The organism is Actinokineospora sp. NBRC 105648 (assembly GCF_030269645.1).
GTDB lineage: Bacteria > Actinomycetota > Actinomycetes > Mycobacteriales > Pseudonocardiaceae > Actinokineospora.
This window is the reverse complement of sequence record NZ_BSTR01000002.1, coordinates 186,728-207,440: the sequence shown is the minus strand read 5'-3', so window position 1 is coordinate 207,440 and position 20,713 is coordinate 186,728. Positions and strand designations below refer to the sequence as shown.

Here is a 20,713-nt window from a genome sequence, read left to right as displayed (position 1 = left end):
GTTCTACATGCCCACCGCGTGCACGCCGCCGTCGACCCACACCATCGAGCCGGTGGTCGCGGGCAGCCAGTCCGAGAGCAGCGCGCAGATGGACTGGGCGACCGGGGTGGCGTCGTTGACGTCCCAGCCCAGCGGCGCCCGGGTGCCCCAGGCGTCCTCCAGCTCGGAGAACCCGGGGATGGACTTGGCGGCCATGGTGCGCACCGGGCCCGCCGCGACCAGGTTGACCCGGATCTTGCGCGGGCCGAGCTCGCGGGCCAGGTAGCGGTTGGTGGACTCGAACGCGGCCTTGGCCACGCCCATCCAGTTGTAGGCGGGCCAGGCGACCCGGGCGTCGAAGTCCAGGCCGACGATCGAGGACCCCGGGCCGAGCAGCGGCAGGGTCGCGGTGGCCAGCGACTTGAACGAGTAGGCCGAGACCTCCAGGGCGACCGCCACGTCCTTCCACGGCGCGTCCAGGAACGGCGCGCCCAGGCAGCTCTGCGGGGCGAAGCCGATGGAGTGCACGACCCCGTCGAGGCCGTCGACGTGCTCGCGCACCCGCTCGGCCAGCGAGTCGAGCTGCTCCTGGTTCTGCACGTCGAGCTCGACCACCGGGGCGGGCTGGGGCAGCCGCTTGGCGATCCGCTCCACCAGGCTGAGCCTGCCGAAGCCGGTGAGCACGACCTGGGCGCCCTGCTCCTGGGCGACCTTGGCCGCGTGGAAGGCGATGGACGAGTCGGTGATCACACCGGTGATCAGCAGGCGCTTGCCCTCGAGCAGTCCGGACATCGGTGGGGTTTCCTCCGTTTGTGCTGGTGGTGCGACTGGCTGTGCGGGGTCGGTGCCGGCTCGACGACCCGGCCCGGGTGGTTCGGCGGGGCTCGGTGGCTCAGTGGCCCATGCCGAGGCCGCCGTCGACCGGCAGGATGGCGCCGGTGATGTAGGCCGCGGCGTCGGAGGCCAGGAAGGTCACGGCGGCGGCGACCTCCTCCGGGGTGGCGTAGCGACCGGTGGGCACCGAGGCGAGGATCTGCTTCTTGCGGTCCTCGCTGAGCGTCTCGGTCATGTCGGTGGCCACGAAGCCGGGGGCCACCACGTTGGCGGTGATGTCGCGGGAGCCGAGCTCGCGGGCGATCGAGCGGGCCATGCCCACCAGCCCCGCCTTGCTGGCCGCGTAGTTGACCTGGCCGGGCGAGCCCATCAGGCCGACCACCGAGGAGATGTAGACGATCCGGCCGAACCGGGCCTTGAGCATGTTGCGGGTGGCCCGCTTGGTGACCCGCCAGGCGCCGGTGAGGTTGGCGTCGAGGACCCGGGTGAACTGCTCCTCGTCCATCCGCATCAGCAGGGTGTCGTCGGTGATGCCGGCGTTGGCCACCAGGATCTCCACCGGGCCGTGCGCGTCCTCGACCGCGGTGAACGCGGCGTCGACGGCGGCGTTGTCGGTCACGTCGCACTGGACGCCGAAGAGCCCCTCGGGCGCGCCGGAGCCCCGGTGGGTGATGGCCACCTTGTCGCCCTGCGCCACGAACGCCCGCGCGATGGCCAACCCGATCCCGCGGTTGCCGCCCGTGACCAGTACCGACCGTCCCATTCGCTGTTCCCCATCCACCCGACGACCTGTTCGGCCTGGAGGCTATCGGGCCTGCCTGACGTACCCCTGCCGGGGCTGACGCGCGCCGGGTCACCGCCGGTCGCACGATCCGGCGACGCACACCACCCGTACGTGGGCGGTGTCGCGCGGTCACCGCGGGTGGCCGCCCGGCGATCATGGCGGACACCGGGGGGCCGTCGACCGGAGAGGCCAGGAATGCGATTTCGCGCCCTTGTTCCAACGTTCGTCATGGTGCTGACCAGTGCCGCCATGCTGACCAGCGCCGCACTGCCCGCCGCGGCCGACCCGCCACCGGACTGCCCGGACGGCAACTACTGCTTCTGGTCGCAGGGCAGCTACCAGGGCAAGACCAAGGCCAGGACGCTGCCCGCGAACACCTGCTTCACCCCGGAGGTGACCTGGCCGGACGGCACGAGCTCGCGGATCGGGTCGGTGTACAACAACCGCACCGAGCGCAGCCAGCTGGAGGCGTTCGACAACCCAGACTGCGCCGGGGCGTCCTACGCGCGGGTGCGCTACCAGCAGGGTTCCCCGCAGGTGAGCGGCCGCGTCAAGTCGCTGCGGATCGCGCCGAGGTGTGACGTGGACCGGGTGTGCGTGTACGAGAACGCCGACTTCACCGGTGCCATGTGGCAAGTGGGTGTGCCGTACACGAACCGGTGCTTCCACGCCGAGGGCATGCGGGGCAAGGCGTACTACAACGCCACCGGCTACGCGGCCACGTTCTTCCGCAGCACGCTCTGCACGATCCTGCCCTACAGCCCGGTCGCTCCATGGAGCTACGGCTCGCTGGACGAGGCCGTGCAGCTGGTGAAGATCGACTGAGGGGTTCCTCCCCCGGTGCTCGTGCTACGGCAGGCGCTGGCCCAGCACCAGGGAGCCCGCGGCGGCCACCAGGGCCGCCAGGGTGCCCAGGATGAGCCACGGACGGCTGGCGTCGGCCTCCTTGACCTCGTAGCCGATCTGCTCGCCCAGCGTGTCGTAGACCTTGCGCAGCTGGTCGGCGGTCGCCGCCTTGTAGAAGTCGCCGCCAGAGAGCTGGGCGATCTCCTTCATGGCCGTGTCGTCGACGGCGACCGACTGCACCCGGCCCTCGATCTCCACGGTCCCGTCGGCGGTGCCGAAGGAGATCGTGGTGATCGGGATCTTCTTGTCCGCCGCCGCCTTCGCCGCGGTGAACGAGCCGCGCGGGTCGTCCTCCTGCTCGGTGGGGATGGTCTGCTTGCCGTCCGACATCAGCACGATCCGGGCCGGGGGCGGCCCGTCCGGGCCGCCGACCACCTGGGAGAAGCCATCGATCGACTGCAGCGCGGCGAAGATCGCCTCACCGGTCGCGGTGGACTGGGCCAGCTTCAGGTTGTCGATCGCCTTGGCGACCCCGCCCCGGTCGGTGGTGGGCGCCACCAGCACGGTCGCGGTGCCCGCGAAGGTGATCAGCCCGAGGTTGACCCCCGGGGTCAGGCCCTCGGCGAAGGACTTGGCCGCCACCTGGGCCGCCTTGAGCCGGGTCGGCGCCACGTCGGTGGACTCCATCGACAGCGACACGTCGATCACCAGCATCACGGTGGCCCGGTTGCGCGGGACCTTCTGCTCGGCGGTCGGCCCGGCCATCGCGGTGGTCAGCAGCAGCAGGGCGAAGATCAGCACGATCGCGGGCAGGTGCCGCAGCCTGCTCGGGCCGGTGGGGGCGACCTTCTCCAGCAGCTCCAGGTTGGTGAACCGCAGCGTCCGCTTGCGCCGGGAGCGCTGCACGAGCACGTAGCCGCCGACCAGCGCGGCGACCGCGATGAGCAGCAGGAACCACCACGGGGACGCGAAGTTGCGGAAGCTCATGCCACTCCCCCCGACCAGCGGCGCTTGCGGGCCACCACGAAGCGGACGATGTCGGCGATCCAGTCGGAGTCGGTGCGCAGCACCAGGTGCCCGCTGCCCGCGCCCCGGATGCCCTTGGCGACCGCGGCCCGGTGCTCGGCCGCCGCGGCGGCGAACTCCTTGCGCAGCAACGGGGACGCGGTGACCTCGCGCTGGCGGCCGCTCTCCGGGTCGGCCAGCACGACGGTGCCCACGTCGGGCAGGTCGACGTCGCGCGGGTCGACGACCTCGACCGCGACGAGCTCGTGGCGCAGCGACAGCGCGCGCAGCGGGCGCTGCCAGTCGGTGCCGCCGAGGAAGTCGGAGACCACGACCGCCAACCCGCGCCTGCGGGGTGGCCGCCGGAGCTGCTCGATCGCCTCGGCGAGGTCACCGCGCACGCCCTCGGGGGCGCGCGGTGTCTCGGCGACCTTGCGGACCAGGCCGCGGGCGTGCGCCAGCCCCCCGCGCGCGGGGACGCGGACCATCCGGTCGCCGGTGGAGACCAGGGCGCCGATCCGGTTGCCGCCGCCTCGGGTCAGGTGCGCGATCGCGGCGACCGCGGCCACGGCGAGGTCGCGCTTCTCGCAGCCCGCGGTGCCGAAGTCCAGGCTGGCGGACAGGTCGACCACCAGCCAGGTCTCCAGCTCGCGGTCGGCGACCGTCTCGCGGATGTGCGGGACCGTGGTGCGCGCGGTGACCGCCCAGTCCATCCGGCGCACGTCGTCGCCGGGCTGGTAGGGCCGCGCCTCGCCCGGTTCGGAGCCGGGGCCGGGCACCAGGCCGAGGTGGTTGCCCTGCAGCAGGCCGTCGAGCCTGCGCCGGACATCGATCTCCAGCAGCCGCAGCCCGGCTTCCATCCGGTCGCCGCGCAGGACCGGGGGGACCCAGTTGGGCCGCTCCCCCGCGTCGGGCTCATGCCTGCTCACGGCCTGCCGTTCACCCCGGCGGGGGCGGGGTGGCCGCCGACGGCCTGCGGCCGCGCGGACACCTGCGGCAGCGGCACGGTCTGCAGCACCCGGGAGATCATGTGGTCGATCGGCACGCCGTCGGCCAGCGCGTCGTAGGAGAGCACCAGCCGGTGCCGCAGCACGTCGGGGACCACGTCCACGACGTCCTGGGGCAGCACGTAGTCGCGGCCGCGGACCAGTGCCAGCGCCCGCGAGGCGGCGACGATGCCCAGGCTCGCGCGCGGCGAGGCGCCGTAGGCGATCCAGCCCGCGACGTCGGCCAGGCCGTGCTCGGCCGGGGTGCGGGTGGCCAGCACCAGCCGCACGGTGTAGTCGACCAGCGCGTGGTGGACGAAGACGTTCGCCGCGACGCCCTGCAGCCTGGTGAGCTCCTCGGGGGTGAGGACCTGGCTCGGCTGCGGCGGCGTGACGCCCATCCGGTAGACGATCTCCCGCTCCTCCTCCACCGTCGGGTACTCGACGATGATCTTGAACAGGAACCGGTCGCGCTGCGCCTCGGGCAGTGGGTAGACGCCCTCGTTCTCGATCGGGTTCTGGGTGGCCAGGACCAGGAACGGGGTGGGCATCGGGAAGGTCCGGCCGCCGATGGAGACGTGCCGCTCGGCCATCACCTCCAGCATCGCCGACTGCACCTTGGCGGGCGCGCGGTTGATCTCGTCGGCGAGCACGAAGTTGGCCACCACCGGGCCCAGCTCGACGTCGAAGCGCTCACTGGCCTGCCGGTAGATGCGGGTGCCGAGGATGTCGGCGGGCACCAGGTCGGGGGTGAACTGCACGCGGGAGAACGACCCGCCGACGACCCTGGCGAAGGTCTCCACCGCCAGCGTCTTCGCGACCCCGGGGACGCCCTCGAGCAGCAGGTGGCCCTTGGCCAGCAGACCGACGAGCATCCGCTCGACCAGGCGGTCCTGCCCGACGATCACCCGCTTGACCTCGAACACGGTGCGTTCGAGCAGCTGCGCGTCGCGCGCGGGGGTCGTGGGCGTCTCGCTCGCGAGCTCGGCCTGCCCAGGCTCGGTCACCGGCATCCTCCTCAACACGGATATCTCAGGCACCTACAGCCAACCGGACAGGCGGTGTGAGCCCTGTGAACTCACTCTGTGAACGGCGTGAGGTCGGCCGGGGTGTCGATGTCGGTGGACGAGCCGTCGACATCGGGTACCCGCGCCGCGCCCAGTCCGGACAGGACACCCCGCAGCGAGGCGTTCTCCACCACGACCGGAAGTGCTGCCCGCAAGACTCCCACGCGCCAGGCACTGAGCAGCCACTGGTCACGACCCGAGCTGTCGACCAGGACAGCCCCGGTAGCGCCGACGGCCGCGCGCAGCCTCGCCACGGTCGCCCGGGTAATGGTCGGGAGATCTGCCGCCAGGACGACGACCACGGCGTCGTCGGCGCGGTCGACGACCGCGAGGCCCGCGGCGAGGGCGGCCACCGGGCCGGAACCCGGTGTCCCCTCACGGGTCCAGCGCACCACAGTGCCAAGTGGACGGACGGGGCCGACCACGACGACCGGGTCGGCGCCCGCGACCGCGTCGACGGCCCGGTCGAGCAGGGTGCGCCCGGCGACGACGAGCGCGGGCTTGTCGACACCGCCCAGCCGCGCTCCCCGCCCGCCCGCCAGCACGACCGCGCCCCACATGACCCGAACCCTAGCCAAGACCACTGATTCATCCGCATGCCACACAGAGAAGTGCCCGGCTGGCGCCGTGCCGCTTTGCTGGCCGGGATCACACCAACGAGTGATCTTGACCGGGCGATCTCAGCCGGTGACCGGCTCGTCCCACTCGATGTGGTGGGAGTGCGTCTCACCGAACATCCGCTGCGGCGTGAGGAGCTTGGCCACGACCGGCGCGACGAGCGCGGTGACGGCGCGCGCCACCGGCCCCGCGGCCTTGTTCCGGTTGACCCGCCGGGCCGCGGCGGCGATCTTCTCCACCCGGGGCCGGCGCAGCCGTTCGTACGCGGCGAACGCGCTCGCGTGGTCGGGCAGGTCCCGCAGGCAGCGGGCCACCTGCACGGCGCTCTCGGCGGTGAGCGACACCCCCTGGCCGGAGCTGGGCGAGGGTGCGTGCGCGGAGTCGCCGACCAGCACCATCCGGCCGCGGTGCCAGCGCGGGACCGTCGGCAGGATCTCCAGCGAGCCGATGACCTGCAGGTCCCCGGCGCCGTCAAGCACGTCGCGAGCGGGAACGTCGTCGGCGTGCGCCGCGCGCAGCAGCCGCAGCCACTCGTCCTGGGGGACCGCGCGCGCCTCCGCGATCGACATCGCGCCCCGGTCGGGCAGGTTGCTGAACCAGAGCGTGCGGTCGGCCTCGGGATCGGCCCAGTAGCCGAAGAAGGCGCGCTTGCCCTGGGCGAAGTGCATGACCTCGGGGCCGCCCGTGCCGGGCACGGGCGGTCCGTAGCCCCCGATGCCGAGCAACCCCACCGCCTCCGGGCCGGGAGCGGACGGATCGATCAGGGTGCGCACCGTCGACCGGATCCCGTCGGCGCCGATGAGGATGTCGCCGGTCGCCTTGCTGCCGTCGGCGAACACCGCGGTGATGCTGTCCGGACCCTCTTCGACGGCGACGACCCGCTTGCCGTACTCGACCTTCACGCCATTCGCCACGGCGTGCTCGTTCAGCGCGCGGTAGAGGTCCGACCGCCACATCGTGCGGCTGGGCGGGAGGTCGGGCAGTCCGGGGAACTCCATCACCCGCTTGCCCCGCCCGTCCTCCATCACCATGGTGGTGGTCGGGTGGCCGAGGGCGCCGACGTCCACCCCGACCGCGCTGAGCGCGTCCAGGCCGTTCGGCGCGACCATCACCACCCCGCCCACGCCGTCGGCCGGGAGGTCGTAGGCCTCGAAGACGGTCGCCTCGACGCCCGCCTTGCGCAACGCCACCGCGGTGACCGGCCCGGCGATGCCGCCGCCCGCCACCAGTGCTGTCTTGATCATGTCTCCCCTTCCTCGAACACCGCCCGCCAGGCCCGGGCGTACTCCGGCGCCTTGAGCGAGTCGATGAGGGCGGTGACGAACCGGTGCTCGGCCTCGAGCAGCGCGAGCCGGTAGTCCTCCTCGATCAGGAAGACCCACAGCACGCCCTGCTCCTTGGCCGCGGCGGTGTCCGCGCGGATGTCGGCGGCCTCCCGGTCGAGCGCGGTCAGGCGCTCGCCGAGCAGCGCGGCCGCCTCGTCCGGCGCCAGCACACCGAGCAGGGACAGCGCGACCCCGAAGCGCGGGTACTCGTGCTCCGGCCGGGCCACCAGCTCGCGCATCCAGTCGTAGAGCTCGGCCCGCCCGCTGTCGGTGAGCGCGTAGACCGTGCGCTCCGGGCGGGCCGTGTCCCGCACCGTCTCCTGCTCGGCGATGAACCCGGCCTTGCCCAGCTGCTCCACGACCATGTAGAGCGAACCCCGGTTGTACTTGATGTTGCGGTCCTTGCCGGTCTCCTTGAGCCGCCGCCCCATCTCGTACGGGTGCATGGGCTCCAGCAGGAGTCCACACAGGACCGCCAACGCCAGCGGGTTCGCCACCGCGCGCCGCTTCACCACCACGCCTCATCTCTAGTCAGGACCAACTATCCCGACTCGACTAGTCAGTGTCAACTATTTGGGTGTGACCGTTTCGCCGACAGCCTGACAGCCGGGGCGGCTCAGCGCCGGTAGCCGTCCCGCAACGAACCACCGACGCGGCCCAGCACCTCGACCGCACCGGTTCGGGGGTCGGTGCGCAGCGTCTCGGCCAGCGCCGGGTCGTGGGCGTGAAGCCTGCGCCAGAGCCACTTGCCGTTGCCGAGCCACTGCCGGTCGCGCGCCAGGGCGAGCCGCGCGACCTCGACCAGCAACCGCGCGGAGACGAAGACGGCCTCACCGGGGTCACGTGCGCCGTCGAGGTCGTCGAGCAGGTCAGTGACTGCGTAGCGGGCGTCATCACGCTCGTGATCGGACAACGGCGGCGGCCCGGCGGCGAAGCGCCGCACGGCTTGAGCCTGGATCCCGGCGCCCACTGCGTCCCGGTCGCGCACCAGGACACCGGTGGCGCACATGTGCAGCAAGGGTGACCGCCGGAGCTCGGTCTCCCGATCGACGAACTCCCAAAGCGAGGCGCGGGAGTGCGCGAAGACCTCGACTAGTTGAGAACCGTGGCGGATGGTGTCTCGGTGCGCCGGGCCCGCGTGGATCACGACGAGGTCGATGTCCGAGGTGCGCGTCGCGGTGCCCGCCGCGTGGCTACCCGCCAGGAACGCCGCGAGGGCTCGGGGGTAGCGCTGCTCCACGACCTCGAGCACCAGCTCCCGCGCACGAGGGTTCATGGTGGGGATGGTTTCGGCTCGCCCACCTTCGGTGCAAGCTGTTTCCGCAGGTCGAACCGGCGGCTACGTTGTCGGTATGGCGACCAAGAGTCCGTCGGTAGAGGTAGCGGTCGGGGAGTTCACCGTCCGCGTGTCCAACCCGGACCGGGTGTACTTCCCCGCGCGGGGGGAGACAAAGCTGGACCTCGTCCAGTACTACCTGTCCGTCGGCGAGGGCATCGTGCGCGCACTGCGGGAGCGACCGTGCATGCTGCACCGGTTCCCGACCGGCGTCGCGGGCGAGAAGGTGCACCAGAAGCGCGTCCCGCACGGCGCACCCCCGTGGCTGGAGACGGTCCGACTGCACTTCCCCCGGTACAACCGGTACGCGGACGAACTGTGCGTCACCAAGCTCGCCGACGTCGTCTGGGCGGCCCAGATGTCCACAGTGGAGTTCCACCCCTGGAACTCCCGCCGCCCCGACCCGGAACGCCCGGACGAGTGGCGCATCGACCTGGACCCCATGCCCGACTGCGACTTCACCCGGGTCCGCCGCGTCGCCCACGTGGCCCACGAGGTGCTGACGGACCTGGGAATCACCGGCTGGCCCAAAACCTCCGGCGGCAGCGGCCTGCACGTCTACGTCCGGATCACCCCGGAGTGGGGCTTCGCCGACGTCCGCCGAGCCGCCCTGGCCTTCGCCCGCGAGGTCGAACGCCGCGCCCCCACCGAGGTGACCACCACGTGGTGGCGCAAGGACCGCGACCCCCGAGCCCTGTTCGTCGACTACAACCAGAACGCCCGCGACCACACGATAGCCAGCGCCTACTCGGTCCGCGGCGTCCCCGAGGCCACGGTCTCCACCCCGATCCGCTGGGACGAGGTCGACTCGGTCGAACCCCGCGAGTGCACAATCGCGACCGTCCCAACCCGCTACGCCGAACTCGGCGACCTGCACGCCACCATCGACAACCAAGCCTTCCGCCTGGACCAACTACTGGAATGGGCAGACCGTGACGAACGCGACGGCGCCGCAGACCCGGGCCAGCCAGACGCAGACCCCGGCCAGCCAGACGAATCCCCGTAGATCCGATCCCCGCAGAGCGACTTCCCTCAGAGCGACTTCCCTCAGGGCGGCTTCCCTCAGGGCAACTCCCCGCAGGGAGGGCCACTTCCCGTAGGGCGAGGAAGTCTCCCTATGTCCACGCAAATACCGGGGGACCCACCAAGCCGATCACCAGCCCACGCCCCCACCACGGCTCGGCCCGATCCGATCACCAACCCAAACCCCGGCTCAGCCCGATCGCCATCCCACAACCCCCGCTCCGGCGCTCCGGCTCGATCACCAACCCAAACCCCGGCTCAGCTCGATCACCAGGCCACGCCTCCACCCCGGCCTCGCCCGATCACCAAACCACACCCCACCCCACCCCGACCCTGCCCGATCACCAGCCCACGCCCCACCCCGACATCACCAGGCCACGCCCACCCCGACGCTGCCCGATCACCAAGCCATGCCCCACCTCGACGCTGCCCGATCACCAGGCCACGTCCCACCCCAGCACTACTCGATCACCAAGCCTCGCTCTCGACACCCCGGCTCCGATCGAGCGCGGGGCTCCGACCTGATCCGCCGAGGCAACTAGCCATCCGCCGGGGCAACTAGCCCGTGCGGGCGGATTGGGCGGGATCGCTGGCCCATCCCGGCGGACCAGGCTGGTCCATCCCGGCGGACCAGGCTGGTCCATCCCGGCGGACCAGGTCGACGCGAATCGGGTCGACCTGACACGAAAGCGAGTCCGCTAGGTCGAGTCCACGCCTTACTCGGGCCGCTGCCAGTCGGGGCGGTACATCGGGGGTCGCCGCTGCCGGTCGGGTCGGAACGTCCAGTCGGGTGCGAACATCGTCGGGTGGGAACATCGGGGGGCGGTGCTGCCAGTCTGGGCGGAGCGTCGGGGGTCTGGGTGGGGTGGTCAGTGGAGTCCGTCGGGCCCCCGCTCGCACCGACTTCTTGAGCAACGAATCGAACAGGCGTTCTAGTTCCGTATCCACATCGCTCGTTGGGGTGACATCGGCTCGTCGCCTGGGTGAGGGTGATCGTGGCTCGTCACTCAGGTGGGGTGCGACCGGTCACCCGGGTGAGCGGGCAGTCTCACTGGCGGTGGCCGCGTGGAGGGTTACGACTCCCCCATGTCTGCCGACAACCACCGCTGGGGCTGGAGGTAGATGGCGATCTGTTCGCCGTGGTTGGCGGTGGCGAAGGCCAGGTAGTCCTCCAGCTTCTCCGGGGCCACGTACCGTGCGCACATCTCCCGGAGGAGTTCGGCGGTCCCGGGCTCGGTGCGGGAGACCGGGCCCTCCACCGACACGTAGCGCACCGTGGGCTCGACCCGCTCAACCATCAGGGAGAACCGGTTCGCCGCAAGGATGAGCTTGGCCTTGCGGGACGTGGCGCCGGTCATCACCCACAGTTCGCCGCCGGGGGTGTACTGGTACCAGATCGGGATGGTGAGCGGGCCCCGGTCGGGTCCGGCGTCGACGGCCAGGGCGCCGATGTGCGGCTCGGCCAGGAACTGCTCTCGCTCGTCTCGCGTGAGTGCCATGTGCCCAAGGTAGGCCACACCACCGACAGCGCGGCCACGATCCGGCCGGGAACGGGGCCCCACACGACAAGCGATCCAGACCGACGGCACGACAGCCGCACCACCTCCCCAGAAACAACGGCGGGCCGCCAGAGTCAGAACAGCGGCCGGCCGCTGTTCTTCGCCGTCACGTACGCCTGCCAATCTGCGGTCACCTGATCGGCGTAAGACGTGGCGAACGCCCGAGTTTCGCCCTGCAGCCCGGAAACCGAGGTGATCGCGCCGTCGATGGCCGCGTCGGCCGAGTACGCGAGACCGGTGCCCGCGATGTCGCGGTCGGCCCGGGAGTGCGCGGCGGCCAGCAGCCGAGCGGTGTCGCGGACGGTGTCGTCCCAGATCGTCGACGATGTCAGGTCCGCGATGGCCAGGTCCTCGGCGAACGGCGACTTCTCCCGGACCAGCACCGGCACCGGGCCCACGCTCGCCCAGCCCGCCAGCGGGTCGGACTGCGCGGCCAACCAGCGCAGCGCCAGCGCGGGCCGCTGTCCGCCGGTGAGTGTGGTCGCGCCGGGCGCCAGTGGTTTGGGCGCCGGGTCGACCTCCTGCTTCAGCTCCAGGATCCGGTCGTCGGAGGTCGCCGTGGTGTCGCCTTCCACCAAGGCGTACCACCGGTAGCGGCCCAGGCTGCCGGTGCCCGCGCCGAGCCTGCGGCGGACGTCCTTGACCACAGCCTCGCCCGCGGACAGCGGATCCCCCGCCGTGCTGCGGTAGGCCACGACGGCGCTGACGACCTGGGAGCGTGTCGTGGCGGACACCGCCTGCAACTCGGGGTCGGACTTGAACACCCGGGTCGACCCGCTGGCGGAAGTCCAGCGGGACAACAGGTCCGCGCGCTTGTCGGCGGCCGCGGCGGCGATGAGGTCGTTGCTCAGGTCCGAGGTGTTGGCGTCGGTGAGCCGCCACCCGAGCTCGTCGTCGGTGCCGTGGAACTTGTCGATCCACTGCGCGTACTCGGCGACCAGCGTGTCCACGTCGGTGGCGGTCTTGGCGGCGGAGCGGCCGTTCGCCCGGCCCGCGAGCACCACCGACACCGCCTCGCGGCGCAGTTCCCAGGTCCAGGAGCCGCGCCAGGCGTCGTCGGTGTCGGTCAGCTGGTACTGCTCCACGTTGTCCGCGCCGCGGTCGGCGCCGGTGTTCTCCAGGTGCGCGTCGCCGGTGACCCACACGTCGCCGCCCGCGGTGGCGTAGGCGGACGGGGCCAACTCACCGAGATCGCGGTAGTACAACGGGGAGGTGCCGCGGAAGAACCCCCACGCGCTGGCGGCCAGCTTGTCCGTGCGGGTGCGCAGGTCGTCGTCGGTGGCCCCGCCGTTGAGCACGTGCAGGGCGTGATCGCGGTCGTAGATGACCGACACCGGGTCTCGGGAGAGGCGCGGCGCGGCGTGCGCGGGCACGCCCGTCGCCAGCACGACAACCGCGGACAGGGCCACGAACCGCACAGTTCGGCGCATCTCCTGTGCGTACACGCCGGACATGGCGGGGACGTGACCGCCCGTCGAACCCTGGGCGGCCACGTCCCCATCAGTCCTTAATGGACGCTCAGACCGGCTGCCCCTTCGGGCGGAGCACGACCGTGTTGATGTCCACGCCCTCGGGCTGGGTGACCGCCCAGGTGATCGACGCGGCCACCTCGTCCGAGGTCATGATCCGTCCCTCGGGCAGCTCGTGGTCGCCCCAGAACGGGGTCTCGGTGCGCCCGGGCGCGATCAGCGTGACCCCCACGCCGTCGGCGGTCACCGCGCGGCGGGTGTTCTCGGCCAGGCCGGTGACCGCCCACTTCGTCGCGCCGTAGATGTTGCCCGGGGTGTTCACGAACCCGGCGACGCTACCGACCAGGACTACGCGGCCGCGCGTCTTGCGGAGCTCGTCGATCGACGCGCGGATCAGCAAGGCCGGCCCGAGCACGTTGGTGAGCACCATGTCCCGCCAACCCGCCGGGTCGCCGTCCACGACCGAGTCGTGCGTGGCGAAGCCGGCGTTGGCGACCACGGTGTCGAGCCTGCCGAACCGCTCGACGGTGGCGCGCACGGCGTGCTCGACCGTTGGGAGGTCGGCCGCGTCACCCGGCAGCGTGAGCAGGCCGTCGGGCCCGCCCACCTCCGCGGCGAAGCGGGCGAGCCTGTCCGCGTCCCGGCCGGTGATCGTCACCCGCCAGCCGAGGTCGAGCAGTTGGCGGGCGGCCGCGGCACCGATGCCGCTGCCACCGCCGGTGATCAGCACTACTGGAGAGTCACTCACGAAAGCCCCCGGAATCCCTCTGGTTGGTACGCGTCGCGACGCTAGGCCCTGGAGCGCGCACCAGGTCAACCCGTTCGGTATAAGAGGGCGGTGATCATCGACGCGGGCAGCCCCGCCGCCGGTCCCCTCGCCGACCTCGACGCCGCCATCGGCGCGCCCCAGGTCGCCGGGCTGTGGCAGGCCCCGGACGGGCGCAGACTCGTCGTCGGGGTGGCGGTGCCCGACCACACCGGGACCCGCTACCAGCGGGCGCTGTGGGAGGTCGACCCGGCGGGCACGCGCCCGGCGCGGCGGCTGACCCGCGGCGCCGAGGGCGAATCCGGTGCGGGGTTCACCCCATCCGGTGATCTCCTGTTCGTCTCCGACCGCGCCGAGCCGGGCGCGGACGAGGCCACCTCACTCTGGGTGCAGCCCGCCGCGGGCGGTGACGCGCGGGTGGTCGCGACGGCCCCGAACGGCGTGCGGTCCGCGGTGGTCAGTGCGACCGGGACGGTCGTCTTCGGCTCGGACCTGCTGCCCTCGGCCGACTCACTCGAGGCCGACGCCGCGCTGCGGGCCCGCCGGGCGGACGCGACCGTCAGCGCGATCCTGCACGAGGGGTTCCCGGTGCGGCACTGGGACCGCGACCTCGGCCCAGACCGCACCCGGCTGCTGGTCACCGAGGCGGGCACGGATGGCGCAGCGGGCGCGGAAAGCACGGTGCGCGACCTGACCGGGCACGTGGGCCGGGCGCTGGGCCCGGACAGCGCGTGGGACATCACCCCGGACGGCACCGCGGTCGTGGCGACCTGGGCGGTCGGCGAGCCCGGCGGGGCGCAGCGGCACACCGTCGTGGCGATCGACGTGGCCACGGGCGCCCGGCGGACGCTGGCCGACGACGCCGACCACGAGTACGAGGGGCCGCGGGTGAGCCCGGACGGGTCGTCGGTCGCGGTGGTGGTGGTCCGGCGCAAGGACCCGCGCGACCCCGGTGACCGCTGGCTCGGGCTGGTCCCGCTGGCGGGCGGCCCGGTCCGCCACCTGACGCCCGCCTGGGACCGCTGGCCGCACTCGATCCGGTGGACGCCGGACGGGGCCGCGCTGGTGGTGGTCGCCGACGACAACGGCCGGTCGCCGCTGTGGCGGGTCGAGGTGGCCACCGGCGCGCCGACCCGGCTCACCCCGGACGACGGCGCCTACACCGACGCCCAGGTGTCGCCGGACGGCCGGTGGGTGCACGCCCTGCGTTCCACAATAGACAGTCCACCCGCGCCGGTGCGAATATCCTTGGCGGACGGTGCTTTCCGTCCGGTCCCCGGCCCCGCCGAGGCCCTCGGCCTGCACCCGCCGGTGCGCGGCCGCCTGGACGAGGTGACCACCACGGCCACCGACGGCACCCCGTTGCGCGCGTGGTTGACGCTGCCCGCCGAGGCCTCCCCCGACTCCCCCGCCCCGCTGCTGCTGTGGATCCACGGCGGGCCGGTGCTCTCGCGCAACGCTTGGTCGTGGCGGTGGAACCCGTGGATCGCGGTGGCCCGCGGCTACGCCGTGCTGATGCCCGACCCGGCCCTGTCCACCGGGTACGGCGTCGAGTTCGTCCGGCGCGGCTGGGGCGCCTGGGGCGGCACCCCGTACACCGACCTGATGTCGATCACCGACGCGGCGGTCGACCGCGCCGACGTCGACGCCACCCGCACCGCGGCCATGGGCGGGTCCTTCGGCGGCTACATGGCGAACTGGATCGCGGGCCGCACCGACCGGTTCCGCGCCGTCGTCGCGCACGCCTCGGTGTGGGACCTGGACAACTCGACCGACACCGCCGACCTGGCCGCCGACTTCCGCCGCGAGATGACCCCGGCGCTGGCCGAGGCCAACTCCCCGCACCGGCACGCCGACGCGGTGCGGACCCCGGTGCTGCTGATCCACGGCGCCCGCGACTTCCGGGTCCCGATCAACGAGGCGATGCGCGCCTGGTGGGACCTGTGCTCCCGGGCCGAGCGCGACTCGGGGCCGCACCGGTTCCTCTACTTCCCGGACGAGAACCACTTCATCCTGCGCCCCAACAACATCCGGGTCTGGTACGCCACCGTGCTGGCCTTCCTCGCCCAGCACGTGCTGGGCGAGCAGTGGCACCGGCCGGACCTGTTGGGCTGACCCGGGTGGTGCCCCCGCCGCGCGGGGGCACCACGATCAGCCGGCGCTCGCCCGGGCCATGATCTCCCGCACCACCGCGGTCTTGGCGTCGGCGTAGTTCTGCACGAACTTCCAGTCCTGGGACGCGAGTTCGCGCTTGGTCCGCTCGTAGAGCTCGCGGTCGTCGTCGTGGGCGCGCAGCCAGTCGCGGAAGGCGAGCATGCGGTCGACCTCGGGGCAGCCCGCGCTGAACACGTGCAGGTTGATGTCGGTGTCGGGGCCCTTGAGCAGCCGGTGCTCGAACCAGTCCGGCTCGCGCACGCGCAGCACGTACCCGGCCCGCTCCAGCGGTGCCGCGTAGGCGGGCTCGTCGGCCGAGTCGGGCACCACGAGCAGCAGGTCGATGATCGGCTTGGCGGCCAGGCCGGGCACCGAGGTGGACCCGACGTGCTCCAGGCGCAGCACCACCGGGCCGAGGATGTCGTACACCCGTTCACGTTCGCGGGCGAACAGGTCTGGCCAGCGCGGGTCCGGGTCGGACAGGGCGATGGGCGCGGTGAGCGGCGCCAGGTCCCCGATGATCACGTCACGCAGTTCGTCGTCGCTGATGGCCACGGTTGTGCTCCTCCTCCAAGGCAGCAGGCCAACATATCAGCCATCCGGTGTCCCCCGAAGTGCCGTCATCCGCTCCCGCGCGCGGCGCGGTGTACTGGCACCCGCCGACATCCGCCACGCCGCGCAAGGGGAGATGCCATGCGGCCACGCAGCAGTGCGTTGGGCGCGGTCGCGGTCTTGGCCGTCTGCACGACGGTCCTGGTCTCGAACACGCCCGAGCCACACCCGTGGACCCTCACCGGGGTCACGGAGGCACCGCCGGAGAGCGGCGACCCCGCACCGGTCAGCGCCCGCCCGGTCCTGCCGCCGCCCGCCCGGCCCTCGACGGCGTCGTCCGGCGAGGCCGACCGGTGCGCGTCCCCGCTGGAGCTGGACTCGCAGGTCCCGACAGCCGCCCAACGGCCCCGGGTGATCCACCCCGGTCCCCTGGTGATCGGCTTCCCGGCCGGGATGGCGTGCGAGCGGCCGATCGACCCCGCGGCGCGTGCCATGGCGTGAGCCCCCAGGGCCACTTCGGGAGACCGCACTCCACACTGGACCCCACCGTCAACCCCCTGTCCCACAACGCGTGCAGCACTCCACCCGCCTTCGCAGTCCACAGTGGAACCCGGTCCAGCGAACGCGAGTTGTCAATCCTTCGACGATAGAATTGTTCAACGATAGAACTGTTGGACAAGTGAATCATTCAATTGTTGAACAATTCAACACCGGCCGCACGACCCGACCCGGAACCACTGGACCACGCCGAGAGCGGGGACAAAGCCGCCCGGCGGGTCCCGGTTGCGCCGACGCGCGCCGGTCGGTATCCTCGGGCTGTCTCCTCCTGATGGATGCAGGCACACGTGCCCCCCAGGAGATTCCCCGCGTGATGGCCGAGTCCACGCGCGCACCCTTCCCGCTCGCCGCTCGCGGCGCGCTCTCCTAAGGATCTCGCATGCACATCAACGGTATCCTCGATATCGCCCACCACCAGGCCGTCCTGCGGGCCGACGGCTACCTGCCCGGCCCGGACGACGTCTCGGTCCCCCAGTCCCTGATCCGCTCGCACGGCCTGCGCCGCGGCGACACCATCAGCGGCCAGGCCCGCACCACCGACCGCGAGGACAGCAAGCGGCTGCCCGCGCTGACCCAGGTCGACACCGTCAACGGCCAGGACCCGCGGCACTCCGCCGCCCGGCCCGCCTTCACCGAGCTCACCTCGCTCTACCCCAACGAGCGGCTGCGGATGGAGACCGAGCCGCACGCGCTGACCGCCCGGGTCACCGACCTGCTCATGCCCATCGGCAAGGGCCAGCGCGCGCTCGTCGTCGCCCCGCCCAAGGCGGGCAAGACCACCGTGCTGCAGGACTTCGCGCACGGCATCAGCAAGAACCACCCCGAGTGCCACCTGATGCTCGTCCTGGTCGGCGAGCGCCCGGAGGAGGTCACCGAGCTGTCCCGCTCGGTCCCCGGCGAGGTGATCGCGGCCACCTTCGACCGCCCGCCGCACGAGCACACCTCGCTCGCCGAGCTGGCCATCGAGCGCGCCAAGCGCCTGGTGGAGAGCGGCCGCGACGTCGTGGTCCTGCTCGACTCGCTCACCCGGCTCGGCCGCGCCTACAACCTGGCCGCGCCCGCCTCCGGCCGGGTGCTCTCCGGCGGCATCGACTCCTCGGCCCTGCTGCCGCCCAAGCGCCTGCTCGGCGCCGCGCGCAACGTCGACGGCGGCGGCTCGCTGACCATCATCGCCACCGCGCTGGTCGAGACCGGCTCGGCGGGCGACTCGGTGATCTTCGAGGAGTTCAAGGGCACCGGCAACGCCGAGCTGCGGCTGGACCGCCGCGCCGCCGAGCGCCGGGTGTTCCCGGCCGTGGACGTCGCGCAGACCGGCACCCGCAAGGAGGAGCTGCTGGTGTCCACAAAGGAGCTGGCCGCCGTACAGACCCTGCGCCGGGTGCTGACCAGCCGGGACAACGCGATCGACACCCTGCTCGACGGGCTGCGCAAGACCGAGAACAACGCCGACTTCCTGACCCAGCTCACCCGCACCACCCCGCCGCGCTCGCGCTGACCAGCGCCCGAGCAGCGCGAGCGGGCCGGTTGCGCGGACCGTCAGCCGCGCAGCGCGTCGTCCAGTTCGGACAGCAGCCGCGCCTTCGGGCGCGCGCCCACGAACGACCGCACCGGCACGCCGCCGCGGAAGAGCATCAGCGTCGGCAGCGACATCACCTGGTAGTCCCGCCCCACCCCGGGGTTCTCGTCGGTGTTCACCTTCACCACGGTCAGCGAGCCCGCCAGCTCCTCGGCGATCTCGGCCAGCACCGGGGCGATCATGTGGCACGGCGGGCACCACTGCGCCCAGAAGTCCACCAGCACCGGCTCCCCGGCGCGCAGCACCTCCTGCTCGAAGGTGTCATCGGTGACCACTCGCAGGGCCGACACAACAGCCATCAACGCTCCTCAGTCGTTTCGGGCACACCACAGGTCCCCGGGTCGCGGGCCATCGCCCGCGCCAGCTTCGCCAGCAGCCCCGAGCGCACCGTTCCCAGCCGCTCCAGGCAGGCGTCCACCTCGGCCAGCTTGCGCCGGTAGACCTCGATCGAATCGGCGCACGCGTCGCCCGCCGGGTTCCCCGCGCGCAGGCACTCGACGAACGGCCGGGTGTCGTCCAGGGACAGCCCGACCGCCTGCAGCGCCTGGATCTCGCTGACCAGCCGCAGGTCGTCCTCGTCGTACTCCCGGTACCCGTTCGCCGCGCGCCGCGCCGCCAGCAGGCCCTGGTCCTCGTAGAACCGCAGCGCCCGCGTGGTCGTCCCGACGCGCTTGGCGAGCTCACCGATCCGCATGCCGCCGACGGTAAACCTTCACGCGCGCGTCAGAGCAAGCCAGCGAGCACGGTAAGCACAGTCAAGACGGCGAGGGCGGCTAGAGCACCCGGGTGGCGGAGGCGACGATCCCGCCGTAGCGGACCGGGGCGATCCGGACCCGGGAGCCGGAGTACGGCGCCTCGATCATCTGCCCGTTGCCGATGTAGAGCGCCACGTGGTGGATCTTGCCGCCGGTGGACCAGAACAGCATGTCGCCGGGCGCCATCTGCTCGAGCGGCACCCGCCTGCCCGAGGTGGCCTGGTAGCCGCTGTAGTGCGGCAGGTCGACCCCGGCGGCGGCGAAGGCGTAGATCATCAACCCGGAGCAGTCGAAGCCGACCTTCTGGTAGTCGCCGAAGCTGTCGGCGACCCCGCCGTCGCGGATGCCGCGGGTGGGCCCGCTGCCGTTGCCGCCGCCCCAGGCGTACTGCACGCCGAGCTGGGAGAGCGCCCGGTTGATCACCGCCTGCGCCCGGCCCGCCGCCGGACGGCCCGCGGGCGGCCTGGCCACCGGACCGCCACCGGTGTTGTTGTTGTTCGCCGCGGCCTGGGCGGCGGCGGCGCGACGGGCGTTCTCCTCGTCCTCGCGCTGCTTGGCCGCCAGCCAGTTCTGGTAGCGCTCGCGCTGGTTCTCCAGGCCGCCGACGGCGGCCTGGGCCTGTTCGAGCTGGCGCTCGTAGTCCGCGCGCGAGGCCTCCAGCTGCTCGGACTGGGCGACCTGGTCGCGCTGGGCCTGCTGGGCGGTGGTGGTGGCCGCGTCGGCGGTGCGCTTGGCCTCCTCGGCCTCGGCCTGCCGCTTGGTGGCCACGTCCAGGGCGGCGCGGGCGCGGGAGTCGGCGTTGGCCTTCTGCGTGCGGGCCCGTTCCATGCTCTCCATGGCGTCGAGCTCGCTGCCGCTGACCGCGTTGAGCAGCTGCGCCCTGGCCAGCAGGTCCTCCGGGCTCTTCGCGCCCAGGTAGGCCGACACCGAGCCGACGGTGGTGCCCTGCTTGAAGCTGCCCGCGGCGAACTCGTCGAGCCTGCCGCGCGCGTCGTCGACGGACTTGCCCGCGCCGTCGGACTCGTGCCGGGCGGCGTCGGCGTCGGCCCGGGCCCGGTCGGCGACGCCCTGGGCGGTGCGCAGGTCCACGAGGGCCTTGTTGGCGTCCTCCATCTTGGCCTCGACCTCGGCCTGCAGGGTCATCAGCTTGGACTCGGCCTCGGCGAGCTGGTTGGTCAGCTTCCCGACCTGACCCGCCTTCTCGTCGGCCGCGGCGCGGCTCTTGGACAGGTCGGCGTCACTGGGATTGGGCGGTGGTGGCGGTACGGCGGCGGCGACGGTGGTGGCCCCCAGCACCGAGACGAGCGCGAGCGTGGTGGCCACGACGGCTAGCGACAAACCTCGACGTGCGCTCACCGCACACACCTCCCTCGTCCGGACCGCCCCGTGTCCGGTTCGCCTCGACTGTGCCACTTGGGACACTTCCAGACCAGTCGTACCAGCAGAAACTTGGACAACTTAAACACCGGGTGCAACTCAGCGTGCACCGAGGTGTCGAAAGAGGACAGTGAAGGTCACCCG

20 protein-coding genes and 1 pseudogene are annotated in these 20,713 nt (G+C 72.3%); 5 read left to right on the top strand and 16 right to left on the bottom strand.

The window, feature by feature from the left end; translation table 11 throughout:
* Positions 1-3 precede the first annotated feature (3 nt).
* Positions 4-771, bottom strand: coding sequence for an enoyl-ACP reductase FabI (gene fabI, locus QSK30_RS02190; protein ID WP_285499070.1), 768 nt, complete (start codon positions 769-771; stop codon positions 4-6).
* A gap of 100 nt (positions 772-871) precedes the next feature.
* A complete protein-coding gene (gene fabG, locus QSK30_RS02185; protein ID WP_285499069.1) occupies positions 872-1,576 on the bottom strand; it encodes a 3-oxoacyl-[acyl-carrier-protein] reductase in 705 nt (234 codons plus the stop codon).
* 249 nt (positions 1,577-1,825) lie between these two features.
* On the opposite strand from fabG, the gene QSK30_RS02180 reads away from it, so the two are divergent.
* Positions 1,826-2,422 (top strand): peptidase inhibitor family I36 protein, encoded by a 597-nt coding sequence (locus QSK30_RS02180; RefSeq protein WP_285499068.1) that lies wholly within the window; start codon positions 1,826-1,828, stop codon positions 2,420-2,422.
* Positions 2,423-2,446: 24 nt separating this feature from the next.
* Here QSK30_RS02180 and QSK30_RS02175 read toward each other — a convergent pair whose 3' ends face one another.
* The 7 genes from QSK30_RS02175 to QSK30_RS02145 all read right to left on the bottom strand — a co-directional run bounded on the left by QSK30_RS02175 (position 2,447) and on the right by QSK30_RS02145 (position 8,720).
* On the bottom strand, positions 2,447-3,430 hold the full coding sequence (locus tag QSK30_RS02175) for a VWA domain-containing protein (protein ID WP_285499067.1): 984 nt from the start codon (positions 3,428-3,430) through the stop codon (positions 2,447-2,449).
* On the bottom strand, positions 3,427-4,308 hold the full coding sequence (locus tag QSK30_RS02170) for a DUF58 domain-containing protein (RefSeq protein ID WP_285499356.1): 882 nt from the start codon (positions 4,306-4,308) through the stop codon (positions 3,427-3,429). Before QSK30_RS02170 ends, QSK30_RS02175 begins: the two co-directional genes overlap by 4 nt.
* A 65-nt stretch (positions 4,309-4,373) precedes the next feature.
* Positions 4,374-5,447, bottom strand: coding sequence for an AAA family ATPase (locus tag QSK30_RS02165; RefSeq protein WP_285499066.1), 1,074 nt, complete (start codon positions 5,445-5,447; stop codon positions 4,374-4,376).
* 65 nt (positions 5,448-5,512) lie between these two features.
* Positions 5,513-6,061 carry a molybdenum cofactor guanylyltransferase gene (mobA, locus tag QSK30_RS02160; protein ID WP_285499065.1) on the bottom strand — a complete coding sequence of 183 codons (549 nt, stop codon included), beginning with the start codon at positions 6,059-6,061 and terminating at the stop codon, positions 5,513-5,515.
* A 120-nt stretch (positions 6,062-6,181) separates the two neighbouring features.
* Positions 6,182-7,363: an FAD-dependent oxidoreductase gene (locus QSK30_RS02155; protein WP_285499063.1), complete on the bottom strand. Its 1,182-nt coding sequence runs from the start codon at positions 7,361-7,363 to the stop codon at positions 6,182-6,184.
* Positions 7,360-7,962, bottom strand: coding sequence for a PadR family transcriptional regulator (locus QSK30_RS02150; RefSeq protein WP_285499062.1), 603 nt, complete (start codon positions 7,960-7,962; stop codon positions 7,360-7,362). Before QSK30_RS02150 ends, QSK30_RS02155 begins: the two co-directional genes overlap by 4 nt.
* Before the next feature lie 98 nt (positions 7,963-8,060).
* Positions 8,061-8,720, bottom strand: coding sequence for a nucleotidyltransferase domain-containing protein (locus QSK30_RS02145; protein ID WP_285499060.1), 660 nt, complete (start codon positions 8,718-8,720; stop codon positions 8,061-8,063).
* Between the two features lie 76 nt (positions 8,721-8,796).
* Between QSK30_RS02145 and ligD the strand changes: the two genes are divergently transcribed.
* A complete protein-coding gene (ligD, locus tag QSK30_RS02140; protein ID WP_285499059.1) occupies positions 8,797-9,786 on the top strand; it encodes a non-homologous end-joining DNA ligase in 990 nt (329 codons plus the stop codon).
* Between the two features lie 1,090 nt (positions 9,787-10,876).
* On the opposite strand, the gene QSK30_RS02135 is transcribed toward ligD, so the two are convergent.
* The 3 genes from QSK30_RS02135 to QSK30_RS02125 all read right to left on the bottom strand — a co-directional run bounded on the left by QSK30_RS02135 (position 10,877) and on the right by QSK30_RS02125 (position 13,579).
* On the bottom strand, positions 10,877-11,302 hold the full coding sequence (locus QSK30_RS02135) for a pyridoxamine 5'-phosphate oxidase family protein (RefSeq protein WP_285499057.1): 426 nt from the start codon (positions 11,300-11,302) through the stop codon (positions 10,877-10,879).
* Between the two features lie 134 nt (positions 11,303-11,436).
* Positions 11,437-12,792 carry a DUF2252 domain-containing protein gene (locus tag QSK30_RS02130; RefSeq protein WP_285499055.1) on the bottom strand — a complete coding sequence of 452 codons (1,356 nt, stop codon included), beginning with the start codon at positions 12,790-12,792 and terminating at the stop codon, positions 11,437-11,439.
* An 88-nt stretch (positions 12,793-12,880) separates the two neighbouring features.
* Positions 12,881-13,579 carry an SDR family oxidoreductase gene (locus tag QSK30_RS02125; RefSeq protein WP_285499054.1) on the bottom strand — a complete coding sequence of 233 codons (699 nt, stop codon included), beginning with the start codon at positions 13,577-13,579 and terminating at the stop codon, positions 12,881-12,883.
* A 90-nt stretch (positions 13,580-13,669) separates the two neighbouring features.
* Between QSK30_RS02125 and QSK30_RS02120 the strand changes: the two genes are divergently transcribed.
* A complete protein-coding gene (locus QSK30_RS02120; protein ID WP_285499052.1) occupies positions 13,670-15,712 on the top strand; it encodes a S9 family peptidase in 2,043 nt (680 codons plus the stop codon).
* 36 nt (positions 15,713-15,748) lie between these two features.
* On the opposite strand, the gene QSK30_RS02115 is transcribed toward QSK30_RS02120, so the two are convergent.
* Positions 15,749-16,306, bottom strand: coding sequence for a GrpB family protein (locus QSK30_RS02115; RefSeq protein ID WP_285499050.1), 558 nt, complete (start codon positions 16,304-16,306; stop codon positions 15,749-15,751).
* Positions 16,307-16,444: 138 nt separating this feature from the next.
* On the opposite strand from QSK30_RS02115, the gene QSK30_RS02110 reads away from it, so the two are divergent.
* Together QSK30_RS02110 and QSK30_RS02105 are read left to right on the top strand one after the other, a co-directional pair.
* Positions 16,445-16,804, top strand: coding sequence for a hypothetical protein (locus QSK30_RS02110; RefSeq protein WP_285499048.1), 360 nt, complete (start codon positions 16,445-16,447; stop codon positions 16,802-16,804).
* A 442-nt stretch (positions 16,805-17,246) separates the two neighbouring features.
* Positions 17,247-18,356: pseudogene (locus tag QSK30_RS02105) on the top strand (transcription termination factor Rho, short form); the annotation flags it as partial.
* A 41-nt stretch (positions 18,357-18,397) separates the two neighbouring features.
* On the opposite strand, the gene trxA reads toward QSK30_RS02105, so the two are convergent.
* The 3 genes from trxA to QSK30_RS02090 form a co-directional block, all read right to left on the bottom strand.
* Entirely contained in the window at positions 18,398-18,736 is a 339-nt protein-coding gene (trxA, locus tag QSK30_RS02100) for a thioredoxin (RefSeq protein ID WP_285499046.1), read from the bottom strand.
* Entirely contained in the window at positions 18,736-19,131 is a 396-nt protein-coding gene (locus QSK30_RS02095) for a MerR family transcriptional regulator (RefSeq protein ID WP_285499044.1), read from the bottom strand. The genes trxA and QSK30_RS02095 overlap by 1 nt, the downstream gene beginning before the upstream one ends.
* Before the next feature lie 79 nt (positions 19,132-19,210).
* On the bottom strand, positions 19,211-20,557 hold the full coding sequence (locus QSK30_RS02090) for an NlpC/P60 family protein (RefSeq protein ID WP_502871778.1): 1,347 nt from the start codon (positions 20,555-20,557) through the stop codon (positions 19,211-19,213).
* Positions 20,558-20,713 lie beyond the last annotated feature (156 nt).